Origin of the sequence: Erythrobacter sp. MTPC3, from assembly GCF_042854385.1 — a bacterium.
In the GTDB taxonomy this organism is placed as follows: Bacteria; Pseudomonadota; Alphaproteobacteria; order Sphingomonadales; family Sphingomonadaceae; genus Erythrobacter.
On sequence record NZ_BTGP01000004.1, the window covers coordinates 53,927 to 65,556 of the forward strand.

Here is an 11,630-nt window from a genome sequence, read left to right on the forward strand (position 1 = left end):
GCCATGCTGAACGCGATTCTCCTTAGCCTTGCCGGATTGGTCGGCCTTGCCATTGGCGGGGAGCTGCTGGTGCGCGGTGCAGTGGGCATTGCGCACAAGCTGGGCGTTTCCGTGCTTTTTACCGGGCTTGTGATCGTCGGTTTTGCGACGTCCATGCCAGAGATGGTCGCCAGCGTTCAGGCTGCGATGGCGGGATCGCCCGAGATTGCATGGGGCAATATCGTCGGCTCCAACCTTGCCAATACGCTGCTCATCCTTGGTGTCTCGGCGCTTGTCACGCCTATCGTTTTGACTGGAACGGGCCGCCGCGATGCGGTGGTTGCATTGGGCGTGACGCTGCTGCTGTGGGCGCTGATCTGGTCGCAATTGGGCGCGCGCTGGATCGGTGTCGCGCTATTGGGCGGGATACTCGGCTACATCGTGTGGCGATATCGCCACCCCGGTGCGGCGCAGATGGAGGAAGAGGAAGACGAGGCTCCCAGCTCGATCTGGGTCGCAATCGGATTTTTCACCGTCGGGCTGGTGGTGCTGGTCGCAAGCGGTAATGCGCTTGTCACCGGGGCGATCGAACTTGCGACCATTTTCAACGTCCCCGAAACGGTGATCGGCCTGACCGTCGTGGCCGTCGGCACATCCTTGCCAGAGCTGGCCGCATCCATTGCCGCTGCGCTGCGCGGGAAACCGGGCCTTGCGATTGGCAATGTCGTCGGCTCCAACATCTACAACGTCCTGCTGATCGGCGGCGCAACCATGAGCATTGCACCGTTTGCCCTGCCGCTGGAGCTTGTCGGCCTGCAAATGGCGCTGCTTACGGGCAGTGCGCTGCTGCTGCTCGCGCTGCTGTGGAAAGCAAAGCGGATCGGTCGCTGGCTGGGCGCGGCACTGGTGGCGGCGTTTGCCGCGAATGTGGTGCTCGTTTTCAGCTAGAGGATTTGGGTTTGTCTGGCGCCCTCAAGCGGCGGCGCGCGGGCCATCCGGTTTTTTATTTGCGCAAGCCCATCCGGTTTTTTGTTTGGCGCCCTCAAGCGCCGGGCGCAGGCCATTCGGCCCGCTTGGCTACGCCGCATGAGCGGCGGCGCGCGGTCGCGCGCTGGCGAGCCTGCGGCTCGCACCACCCCTAGCCATCAGCCAAGCGCCAAGACGACGTGCGCTATCTCAGAAAGGGGCTGCGGAGCACGGCGCGAAGCGCCGCAAGGGCGACCGCCCGCCCGCAGGCCCGAAAGGGCCGAGGAAGCCGCAGCCCGGATGGGCTGCGAAAAACAAACAACGAGTCCTTCGCGCCACACCCCTGCATATCGAGTCCTGTAAACGCTTGCGGACTCAACATCTTGTGCCGGTCACCTTTCGTTCCGTGTAAAGCGAAACTTGGTTTACGCCGCTTTAACCATACTCCTCCAGAATCTTTCCTTGACGCGGACTCCCTCAGGACTCACCCTGTGGATAAGTCTGCAAAACAAGGTCGAGGAATTTCGCCGTGGGTGTGATCGAAACAACCAAGGCGCGCACGAAGCGTGTCACCAAACCATCGGAAAAAGAGGTCCGCGACCTGCTGCCCATCGGCCAGATTCTGTCCGGTGACTGCATCGAGGCGATGCGCACATTGCCCGACAATTCGATCGACTGCGTGTTCGCAGATCCGCCTTACAACCTGCAATTGGGCGGCGATCTGAACCGTCCTGATGGCAGCGAAGTCGATGCGGTTACCGATCACTGGGACCAGTTCGACAGCTTCAAGGTTTACGACGAATTCACCCGCGCTTGGCTGATAGAGGCGCGGCGCGTGCTGAAACCGGATGGCGCCTTGTGGGTCATCGGCAGTTATCACAACATTTTCCGCGTCGGCGCGATCCTTCAGGATCTGGGGTTCTGGATTCTCAACGATGTTGTCTGGCGCAAGACCAATCCCATGCCGAATTTCAAAGGCACCCGTTTCACCAACGCGCATGAAACGATGATCTGGGCGAGCCAGGGTGAAAAGGCGCGCTATCACTTCAATTACCGCGCGATGAAAACGCTTAATGATGAGCTGCAGATGCGCAGCGACTGGGTGCTGCCGATCTGTTCAGGCGGCGAACGGCTGAAAGAAGACGGCAAGAAAGCGCATCCCACGCAAAAGCCAGAGGCGCTGCTTTACCGCGTGCTGCTCGCCACGACAGAGGCAGGCGACGTGGTGCTTGATCCGTTTTTCGGCACCGGCACGACGGGCGCTGTGGCGAAACGGCTGGGCCGCGAATGGATCGGCTGCGAGCGCGAAGACTTTTATCGCGGTGTCGCGATGAAACGGATCGAGAAAGAGCTGCCACTGGATGAGAGCGCGCTCAAAACGATGCAGTCGAAAAAGGCCGCACCGCGCGTCGCCTTTGGCACATTGGTGGAAACAGGGATGATCGTTCCGGGCACGCAGGTTTTCGACAAGAAACGCCGCTGGGTCGCGACTGTCCGCGCGGACGGTTCGCTCGAACTGGACGGTAAGACCGGATCAATCCATGGGCTTGGCAAGGATTTGCAAGGCGCCCCAAGCTGCAATGGCTGGACCTTCTGGCATTACGAAGTCGATGAAGGCGGAAGCAGGGATGTGAAGCCTATCGACGCAGCGCGGCAAACCTATTTGCTCGCGAATGAGGATGGCTGACCTTCGCGCAAGTGCGGGCTGCGGCTCTGTGCCGCTGTCCTACAACGCGCTGGCAGACTAAGACGCAGAGCATGAACCTTTCAGCCGCCTTTGACCGTGTTTCGCGCCCAATGCTCGGCGCGTGTGCCAAGGCGATTTTTCTTTGCTCAGGACCGTGTAACATGCGGTCCATGTTACACCGTTACACGGGGCCAAAGCCATGACCGCAGCGTTTGAAAGAGGCGTCTACATTCACCCCATTGGCCTGGTGCCGTCGCCGCACACCGAACACGGAGCGGCGATCCGGCTGGCGGGCACTATGGTCTATGCCAGCCGCTTTGCCATGGTGGTGCGGGACGGTGAGCGAGCTGTGGAGCGCAAACTGTTCGGCGCGCGCGAGGCGGAGCAGGTCTTCGATGAGCTCGACGGGCTGCTGGCAACCGAAGCGGAGCAGCAATGGGCCAACCTGCAAAAGGTTCACGCACCGCTGATCGCGGGAGAGCGCACGATCCGGTTCGACCAGCCGCAGGTGATGGGTGTGCTCAATGTAACGCCCGACAGTTTCAGCGATGGCGGCGAGTTTCTGGACAAAGCCGATGCAGGACAGGCGCACGCGGCTTCCATGCTGGAAGCGGGCGCAGCGATCATCGACATAGGCGGCGAAAGCACGCGGCCCGGTGCAGCAGCGACTTGGGAAGGTGACGAGAAAGACCGCGTTCTGCCGGCAGTCGAATACTGCAAGGCGATGGGCGCCGCGATCAGCGTGGACACACGGCGTGCAGGGGTAATGGAGGCCGCAATCGACGCTGGCGCGCACGTGTTCAACGATGTGTCCGCTCTCCGATACGATCCGCGCTCTGCAGAGCTGGCCGCGAATACCGGCTGCCCCGTAATCCTGATGCACGCGCCCGGCAGCGGCGATGACCTTCACGAAGGCGGCGAATATTCCGATGTCGTCAGCGACGTGTTCGACTTCCTCAAAAACGCGCGCACCCGGGCCATCGCGGCGGGCATTGCAGAAGATCGCATCATGCTCGATCCCGGCATCGGTTTTGGCAAGTCGCTCAAGGACAACCTCGCCCTCATCAATTCCCTGCCGCTGTTTCACGCGCTGGGCAGCCCGCTGCTGCTCGGTGTGAGCCGCAAACGGATGATCGGCGCGCTCTCTAATGAGGAGGCCGCGCAAGACCGGCTCGGCGGATCGCTGGCGCTCGCATGCAGGGGCATGGATGCAGGTGTGCATATGCTGCGCGTGCATGACGTGAAAGAGACCGTGCAGGCGCGCAATGTGTGGCGCGGAACGCGCGATGCGGCGCTCACCGACTTTTCGCAATTACCGCTGGATTGACCCGGCGGCGCGCCGTCGCAATACCGTCATGCGAATACGCCAAAGCGGCGACAAATACGATTATCGGAGACTTTACTGATGCGCACCTTATCGCACCTCGCCCTAACCTCTGCCGCGGCCGCGCTGCTGTCGGCGCCCGCGATGGCGGACGGACATGGCCACCACCAGTCAGCTGCGCACCATGATGCAGGCGGCGATGCGAAGCCTCACGCGATGCACGGCGATGGCCATGTGCCGATTTATGCCGAAGACCTGCTCGCGGCGTATTACGCAAAGCTGGAGCAGCGCATCGACCTGCCGGTCGCGCCGGAAAACGCCGCGATCGAAGCGGACACGGTGATCACGCGCCTCGCATTTGGCAGCTGCAACCACCAGTCGCGCTCCCAGCATATGTGGGACCGGATCGCGGCGACCGGCCCGGACCTGTTCCTGTTCATTGGCGACAACAATTACGGCGATTCTGGCTGGAACGGCGATGCGGCGCTGACCACCCTTCGGATGGCATACCAGCAGCAGGCCGAGACGCCCGAACTGACCCGTTTTCGCGCATCGGTTCCGATGATGATCACATGGGACGATCACGATTACGGCTTCAACGATGCAGGCGCGAACTTCACCTTTCGCACTTGGTCCGAAACGCTGTTTGAAACATTTTGGGGCGCATCGGATGAAGTAAAATCGCGCCCCGGCATCTATGAAAGCCGCACATTCGGCACCGGTGGCAAAGTGACGCAGATCATCATGCTGGACACGCGGTTCTTCCGCAGCGATCTCGACCGGATGGAATACACGCCTGAGCGTCCGCCGCTGGGGCCATATGTGCCGAGCAATGATGCATCGAAGACGATGCTTGGCGGCGATCAATGGGCATGGCTGGAGCAGGAGCTTGCCAAGCCTGCGGATCTGCGCGTGCTGGTTTCCTCGATACAGGTCATCACCGACGCTCATGATTACGAAAGCTGGGAAGCACTGCCGCTGGAGCGGGCAAAGCTGTACCGGATGCTCGCCGCGCGTGAAGATAGCGGGCTGGTGATGCTGTCAGGCGACCGCCATGCAGGCGGCATTTATACAGATACGCCCGCTGCGGCTGGCGGTGAACAGATGTGGGAGCTGACATCGTCATCGCTCAACTATTCGTTCTCTTCGACCGAGCGTAACACCGCGCGCGAACCCGATCCAAAGCGTCTCACCGACTTCATCTCGGAAGAGAATTTCGGGCTGGTCGAAATCGACTGGGATGCGCGCACCTTCACCACGAGCCTGCGCGGCAGTGAAGGCGAAGTCCGGGTAACGCGGACTGTCGGCTGGTGACGCCTAAAGCGTGAAACCGCCGTCGGACACCATAATGTGACCGGTCAGGTTCGATCCGGCGTCTGACAACATATAAAGGATATTGCCAGCAATCTCCTCCGACGTGGCGAAACGCCCTGTCGGGGTGGTTGCGGCCATACCCTTGATCGTCGCGTCCCGGCCCTGCGCCTTGACGGACTGCTGAAAGTCATCGGAGCTTTCCCAGATCGCGGTATCGACACCGCCCGGTGCAATTGCATTGACGCGGATGCCATTGGGCGCACCTTCCAAGGCGGCGATGCGGGTCATGTGGGACACGGCCGCTTTCGCAACGCCGTAAGGCCCGATGCCAGCAATCGGTTTGATGCCGGTGGAGGACGAAGTGACAACCGCGCTGCCGCCGCCGTCTTTCATAGCGCGCATGGCGGCTCGCAAAGTCAGAAACACGCCGTCCAGATTGACGTCCATCACCCGGCGCCATTCCGCCATCGTCAGCGCAGTGATCTTTCCCGAAGAGCCGACACCGGCATTGGCGATGGCATGATCCAGCCCGGCGAGACGCGGCTCCAGATCGTTCCAAAGCGTCTCATCCGCGACGCTGCCGATAACCCGTTCAACCTCGCATTCCAGTCTGAGCGCGGACAGCCCGGCCTCATCTACGTCGATCAGGATCAGTTTGGCCGCACCTCTGTCGGCAAGCGCCTTTGCGCAGGCGGCTCCAATGCCGGAACCGGCACCCGTGACGAGCGCGGTGCGCCCTGCGAAGTCTTTATGATGTGTCATATGTCCGCCGCTAGGCAAAAGGCGGGACGCTATCAAGCGGTCAATCAGGCCGCGTTGTCGATCCCGAGGTCCGACAGTTTGCGATAAAGCGTCGATCGGCCAATGCCGAGCCTGCGCGCAACCTCTGTCATTCGCCCGCGATAGTGCCCGATGGCGAGGCGAATGACATCGGCCTCGATCTCTTCAAGCGGACGCAAATTGCCATCGTCGGTGTAGAGCATGACGCCCATGCCGTCATGCGAGCTGGCGAACGGGTCACTCTCGATCTCGCCCAGCATTTCGAGCAGCTGCGGAAAACTTTCCGCTGTCAGCGAATTGCCGTCGCAATAGACAGCGGCGCGGAACAGGACAGACTGAAGCTGGCGGACATTGCCCGGCCAATCGTAAGCGGCGAGCAGTGCGAGCGCGCCGTCAGAGACCGACAGGTGCTTAAGCCCAGGTTGCTCTCCGATACGGCTGAGGAAATGACGTGTCAGCGCAGGGATATCACCGCTGCGTTCGCGCAGTGGCGGTAATGAGATGCGCGTCGCGGACAGTTTTTTTGCGAGCTTGGCCTCGAAATGTCCCGCTCCGACCAGATCGGCGAGTCCGATGTTGCTGGCGGCGAGCAAGCGCACATCGACCCGGAAACCATGCTTGGCCCCGATGGGCCGCACGATCCCGGTTTCTGTGACTTCGGAAAGACGCGACTGGATGTGCGCTGTCAGCCGGTCCACATCGTCAAGCACCAAAGTCCCGCCATCGCTGTGCTGCAATGCGCCGATCTGACGGTCGAATGCGCCGGGAAACGCGTTGGGTTCGTGCCCGAACAGCACCGATTCGATAGAATTTGGCGGCACGCTGCCGATATTGATGAAGCGCAGCGATTCCTTTGCACGCGGGCTGGCGGCGTGCATTGCGCGCATCAGCATCTCCTTGCCCGTTCCGCTTTCGCCTTCGACCAGAGCATTGCCGTGCCCGCGGGCAGCCTTTGCCGCTTGAGCAAGGGCGGTACGAAATTTGGGCGCGGTGCCAATCATCGCATCGAAATCGAGCGCCGCGGACAGTTTTTCCGTCAGCGGTGCAAGCTCATCCTGCGGCGTTTCGGGGCGAGTGACGCTGCTCAGAGCTTCCATCAACCGATCAGGAGAGACCGGTTTGACGAGGTAATCGCTGGCGCCCGCGCGCATCGCTTCGACAGCGAGCAGCGGAGAAGCGCTGGTGGTCAGCATCAGGATCGGCAGGGCGGGGCGGCGCTTTTTCAGTTCGGCAATCAGAGCGCAGGTATCATCGCCCGGCACCCACTGGTCGAGCAGGATTGCAGACAGGCGCATGCCTTCCCGTGTGCCCAGCATCGCAATCGCAGTTTCGCCGTCAGGAGCGACCAGCGTGCGCCAACCGTCACGCGCCGCAATCGCCGTAATCAACCGGCTTTGTGCCGGTTCATCGTCGATCAGTAGCACATGACGCCTATTGTCCGGCGCATCGGCGCAATTATCGAGGTGCAGATCCATGTCGGACATAGGTTGAACCGCGAATCCCTTCAGCTCCCCGGCAATCGTCCCAGGGTTAAACGTCCAGTGGGTTTAGGGGTATGAGGTAAAGACCTTATTAAGGCTGATCGCGCGTCAGAGCGGCAAATCATCCGCAAATTTCCACGCCCCTGACATTATCGCGGGCTTGAGTGCAGCGGCTGCGCACGATACGGGCGTAAGAATAAACTAGTCAGCACTCGTTTGCTGAAATCATTATTACCATTGAAAGAGGATATCTTTGCCATGGCGACGCACGATATGGACAAGGCTCGCGCAACCTACAGCAGCTTTATGGGCACACTTAAATGGGCCGTGCCTGTCATCGCAGTCATAACACTTTTCGTAATCATCCTCATCGCCGAATAAAGGCAGATAAAACCACGTGAAAATCGCTGTCCTGAAAGAGCGCGCCGCGGGCGAGATGCGGGTTGCCGCATCTCCTGAAACGGTCAAGAAATTCATTGGCCTCGGCAACGAGTTCGCAGTGGAGGCGGGTGCTGGAGGCGGCGCGTCGATCCCCGATGAAGCGTACGCCGAGGCGGGAGCGAGCATCGGCGATGCTGCAGGATGCGTGAAGGACGCAGACATCGTGCTGGGCGTGCAGGCGCCGGACACCGCGCTGCTTAACGGTGCAAAACCCGGGGCATGGGTGGCGGCGCTGTTCGATCCGTTCAGCAATGGCCAACTGGTCGAATCCTACGCAAAGGCAGGGTTTGAGGCGCTCTCGATGGAATTCATGCCGCGTATCACGCGCGCGCAAAGCATGGATGTGCTGTCCAGCCAGTCCAACCTTTCCGGTTACAAGGCTGTGATCCACGCTGCGGACACATATGGCCGCGCATTCCCGATGATGATGACCGCCGCTGGCACAGTCCAGGCGGCGCGGTGCTTTATCATGGGCGTAGGGGTCGCAGGGCTTCAGGCGATTGCCACGGCAAAGCGTCTGGGTGCGCAGGTTTCTGCCACCGACGTGCGTTCTGCCACGAAAGAACAAATCCAAAGTCTTGGCGCAAAAGCGATCTTCGTCGAAGACGTCGCCGGGATCGAAGGCGAAGGTTCAGGCGGATACGCGACCGAGATGAGCGATGAATACAAGGCTGCGCAGGCGAAGCTCGTTTCCGAACACATCGCCAAGCAGGATATCGTCATCACCACTGCGCTGATCCCCGGACGCGCCGCACCGGTGCTCGTCACTGATACCCAGATCGCTACCATGAAACCGGGCAGCGTCATCTTCGACCTCGCGGTTGCACAAGGCGGCAATGTCGAAGGGTCGAAGCCTGACGAGGTTGTCGTCAAACACGGCGTGACCATCATCGGATACGCCAACACGCCCGCACATCTGGCCGCCGACGCATCGGCGCTGTTTGCGCGCAACCACTTCAACTTCCTCAGCGCCTTCTGGGACACGGAAGCGGGCAAGCCCGAACTCGATGAAGAGATCGGCGACGCCATCCGCCTGACCAAGGGCGGCGAAATTGTAAACGAGCGGCTTAAGGCATGAAGGCGCTTTTGGGTGTCTTGGCCATAGGGGCTGCACAGGTGTCAGCTCCATGCACGCTCGCAGCGCAAGTGCCCGCATCCCCAGCGGTCGGTTTCTCATATTCGCTAGAAGATGCACGAAACGGGGCTCAGCTGCGCTCAGAGGCTTCAATCGTGATACCGATCCTTCATGACCCTTGCGGATCGTCCGCTGCGATGGAGCCGGTAAGGGCGCGATATAGCGATATGCAGGAAAAATTGATGGCATCTCGCCAACAAATGGATTTGGCGATCGCCAAGGCCGACTATGATTATCGGATGTCATTGGTGGATATAGCCTGCGCGGAAATCGACGAAGCAACGGCACGTCAGGCAGAGAAGCTGGAAATCGCTATGGCCAATAGCGTCCTAGATAGAATGGAAGCGCTAATCGAGCCGCAATCCGGACAGGAAACGTAATGGACTTTATCTCAATCCTATCAATTTTCGTGCTGGCGTGTTTCGTCGGCTATTACGTGGTCTGGTCGGTAACGCCCGCGCTGCACACGCCGCTGATGGCGGTGACTAATGCCATTTCTTCGGTGATTATTGTCGGGGCGCTGATCGCTTCGGCTGAGGCCGGTAGCGCGATTGCAAGATATCTCGGCCTAGCCGGAGTGGTTCTGGCCAGTATCAATATCTTCGGCGGGTTCGCCGTGACCGAGCGAATGCTCGCCATGTACAAGAAAAAGGAGAAGTAAGAGATGACCTTCTCCCTTCTGGCAGGCGCGGCAGACGCGGCTTCGGCAACACCGGCATGGGTGCCGCTTGCGTATCTGATCTCCGGCGTATTCTTCATTCTGGCGCTGCGCGGGCTATCCAGTCCGGCGACAAGCCGTGCGGGCAATCGCAACGGCATGATCGGGATGCTGATCGCGGTCATCACGACCCTTGTCACGCATGATATCGCTAACATCGTTGAGATTGCCATTGCGATCGCGATTGGCGGGCTGATCGGCTTTACCATCGCGCGCAAGATCGCGATGACGGCCATGCCCGAACTGGTGGCCGGTTTTCACTCGCTGGTCGGCCTTGCCGCCGTGCTGGTGGGGTGGGCTGCGTATCTTAACCCAGGCGCATTCGGCCTGCTCGTGGACGGTGCAATCTCGCCTGTCAGCAAGATCGAGATGGGTCTGGGCATCGCCATCGGCGCAATCACATTCTCAGGCTCGGTCATCGCGTTTGCCAAATTGTCGGGCAAGATGAGCGGTTCGCCGATCATGCTGCCGGGCCGCCACATCATCAATCTCGGCACGCTTGCCGCGATTATCGTCCTGACGGCGCTGTTCGCGATGGCGACGGGTCCGGCTGAAACGCTGCCCTTTATTGTGGCGCTATCGGTGCTGGCGTTTGTCATCGGTTTCCTGTTGATCATACCGATTGGCGGCGCGGACATGCCGGTCGTTGTGTCGATGCTGAACAGCTATTCCGGCTGGGCTGCGGCGGCGATGGGCTTTACCCTCGGCAACACCGCGATGATCATCACCGGCGCGCTGGTTGGCTCTTCCGGTGCGATCCTGTCCTACATCATGTGTAAAGCCATGAACCGCAGTTTCATCAGTGTGATCGCGGGCGGATTTGGCGCCGACGCTGCTGCTGGCGGCGGAGAGGCGCGCGAACAGCGCCCGTTCAAACAGGGCAGCGCCGACGATGCGGCCTTCATGCTGGAACAGGCCGAAAAGGTCATCATCATACCCGGCTACGGTATGGCGGTCGCCCAGGCGCAGCACGCCTTGCGCGAAATGGCCGACCTGCTTGAGGCAAAGGGTGTCGAGGTCAAATACGCCATTCACCCCGTCGCAGGCCGGATGCCCGGGCACATGAACGTGCTGCTGGCAGAGGCCAGCGTCGAATATGACAAGGTGTTCGAGCTGGAGGATATCAACTCCGAATTCGCGCAGGCCGACGTTGCGTTTATCATCGGCGCAAACGACGTGGTGAACCCGGCGGCGAAGACCGACAAGACATCGCCGATTTACGGTATGCCCGTATTCGACGTGGACAAGGCCAAGCAGGTTTTCTTCATCAAACGTTCGATGGGCGGCGTGGGTTACGCCGGTGTCGACAACGATGTCTTCTACATGGACCAGACGATGATGCTGCTGTCCGATGCGAAGAAGATGGTCGAGGAAATCAACAAGTCCCTCGATTAAGCCGGACTGGTCAATGCGCAATATCGTCATCCTGCTGATCGTGTTCCTGATCGGGATTGCTGCGTGGTTTTTCCTGCGCGGCGATGGCTTTGTCGATCAGGTGACAGAGGCCCGGATCGAGCAGGCCTTGCTCGATAATCAGGTGCCTGCGCCGATGGCCGACTGCATGGCATCGCGGCTGGTGGACCAGCTTACCCTGGGCCAGCTGCGCAAGCTTGAGCGTGCCGCCCCGCAGGAGGGCGAAAGCCGCGTCCCGCTTTCCACGGGGGAGGCGATGGAGCGGCTGCGGCGTGTTGACGACCGCGAAGCCATTGAAACCGTTGCAAAGACGGCAGCGTCCTGCGGTTTCGACCTTATGCTCCAGCGATTGTAACGCGCCGCGCTAGCAGGCTTGCCAACCCCTGCCTTCC

At 60.5% G+C, this 11,630-nt stretch carries 12 protein-coding genes; 10 read left to right on the forward strand and 2 right to left on the reverse strand.

Translation table 11 applies throughout. The features are described 5' to 3' along the window. Positions 1-3 precede the first annotated feature (3 nt). The 4 genes from ACGHU1_RS06835 to ACGHU1_RS06850 all read left to right on the forward strand — a co-directional run bounded on the left by ACGHU1_RS06835 (position 4) and on the right by ACGHU1_RS06850 (position 5,270). On the forward strand, positions 4-927 hold the full coding sequence (locus ACGHU1_RS06835; protein WP_390584970.1) for a calcium/sodium antiporter: 924 nt from the start codon (positions 4-6) through the stop codon (positions 925-927). Positions 928-1,483: 556 nt separating this feature from the next. Next, on the forward strand, positions 1,484-2,632 hold the full coding sequence (locus ACGHU1_RS06840) for a site-specific DNA-methyltransferase (RefSeq protein ID WP_390585534.1): 1,149 nt from the start codon (positions 1,484-1,486) through the stop codon (positions 2,630-2,632). Between the two features lie 199 nt (positions 2,633-2,831). Next, entirely contained in the window at positions 2,832-3,959 is a 1,128-nt protein-coding gene (gene folP, locus ACGHU1_RS06845) for a dihydropteroate synthase (protein ID WP_390584972.1), read from the forward strand. Positions 3,960-4,037: 78 nt separating this feature from the next. Then, positions 4,038-5,270, forward strand: coding sequence for an alkaline phosphatase D family protein (locus tag ACGHU1_RS06850; protein WP_390584974.1), 1,233 nt, complete (start codon positions 4,038-4,040; stop codon positions 5,268-5,270). Between the two features lie 3 nt (positions 5,271-5,273). Here the strand turns inward: ACGHU1_RS06850 and ACGHU1_RS06855 are convergent, their stop codons facing one another. Next, positions 5,274-6,032, reverse strand: a complete 759-nt coding sequence (locus ACGHU1_RS06855) for an SDR family NAD(P)-dependent oxidoreductase (protein ID WP_390584977.1) — start codon at positions 6,030-6,032, stop codon at positions 5,274-5,276. A gap of 44 nt (positions 6,033-6,076) precedes the next feature. Then, the gene (locus ACGHU1_RS06860; RefSeq protein ID WP_390584981.1) at positions 6,077-7,534 is read right to left on the reverse strand and encodes a sigma-54-dependent transcriptional regulator; all 1,458 of its coding nucleotides are present in this window, start codon (positions 7,532-7,534) and stop codon (positions 6,077-6,079) included. 255 nt (positions 7,535-7,789) lie between these two features. On the opposite strand from ACGHU1_RS06860, the gene ACGHU1_RS06865 reads away from it, so the two are divergent. The 6 genes from ACGHU1_RS06865 (at position 7,790) to ACGHU1_RS06890 (ending at position 11,593) form a co-directional block, all read left to right on the forward strand. Then, positions 7,790-7,912, forward strand: a complete 123-nt coding sequence (locus tag ACGHU1_RS06865) for a hypothetical protein (RefSeq protein ID WP_390584983.1) — start codon at positions 7,790-7,792, stop codon at positions 7,910-7,912. Between the two features lie 16 nt (positions 7,913-7,928). Beyond that, positions 7,929-9,050 (forward strand): NAD(P) transhydrogenase subunit alpha, encoded by a 1,122-nt coding sequence (locus ACGHU1_RS06870; protein ID WP_390584986.1) that lies wholly within the window; start codon positions 7,929-7,931, stop codon positions 9,048-9,050. Positions 9,051-9,289: 239 nt separating this feature from the next. Beyond that, entirely contained in the window at positions 9,290-9,487 is a 198-nt protein-coding gene (locus tag ACGHU1_RS06875; RefSeq protein WP_390584989.1) for a hypothetical protein, read from the forward strand. Next, positions 9,487-9,768: a proton-translocating transhydrogenase family protein gene (locus ACGHU1_RS06880; RefSeq protein WP_390584990.1), complete on the forward strand. Its 282-nt coding sequence runs from the start codon at positions 9,487-9,489 to the stop codon at positions 9,766-9,768. The genes ACGHU1_RS06875 and ACGHU1_RS06880 overlap by 1 nt, the downstream gene beginning before the upstream one ends. A 3-nt stretch (positions 9,769-9,771) precedes the next feature. After that, entirely contained in the window at positions 9,772-11,220 is a 1,449-nt protein-coding gene (locus ACGHU1_RS06885) for an NAD(P)(+) transhydrogenase (Re/Si-specific) subunit beta (protein WP_390584992.1), read from the forward strand. Between the two features lie 13 nt (positions 11,221-11,233). Further along, positions 11,234-11,593, forward strand: coding sequence for a hypothetical protein (locus ACGHU1_RS06890; protein WP_390584994.1), 360 nt, complete (start codon positions 11,234-11,236; stop codon positions 11,591-11,593). The last annotated feature ends 37 nt before the right edge of the window (positions 11,594-11,630 follow it).

Coding starts and splice junctions, on each gene's coding strand:
- ACGHU1_RS06835 (WP_390584970.1), top strand. CDS start 4: ATGCTGAACGCGATTCTCCTTAGCCTTGCCGGATTGGTCGGCCTTGCC.
- folP (WP_390584972.1), top strand. CDS start 2,832: ATGACCGCAGCGTTTGAAAGAGGCGTCTACATTCACCCCATTGGCCTG.
- ACGHU1_RS06850 (WP_390584974.1), top strand. CDS start 4,038: ATGCGCACCTTATCGCACCTCGCCCTAACCTCTGCCGCGGCCGCGCTG.
- ACGHU1_RS06855 (WP_390584977.1), bottom strand. CDS start 6,032: ATGACACATCATAAAGACTTCGCAGGGCGCACCGCGCTCGTCACGGGT.
- ACGHU1_RS06860 (WP_390584981.1), bottom strand. CDS start 7,534: ATGTCCGACATGGATCTGCACCTCGATAATTGCGCCGATGCGCCGGAC.
- ACGHU1_RS06865 (WP_390584983.1), top strand. CDS start 7,790: ATGGCGACGCACGATATGGACAAGGCTCGCGCAACCTACAGCAGCTTT.
- ACGHU1_RS06875 (WP_390584989.1), top strand. CDS start 9,290: ATGGCATCTCGCCAACAAATGGATTTGGCGATCGCCAAGGCCGACTAT.
- ACGHU1_RS06880 (WP_390584990.1), top strand. CDS start 9,487: ATGGACTTTATCTCAATCCTATCAATTTTCGTGCTGGCGTGTTTCGTC.
- ACGHU1_RS06885 (WP_390584992.1), top strand. CDS start 9,772: ATGACCTTCTCCCTTCTGGCAGGCGCGGCAGACGCGGCTTCGGCAACA.
- ACGHU1_RS06890 (WP_390584994.1), top strand. CDS start 11,234: ATGCGCAATATCGTCATCCTGCTGATCGTGTTCCTGATCGGGATTGCT.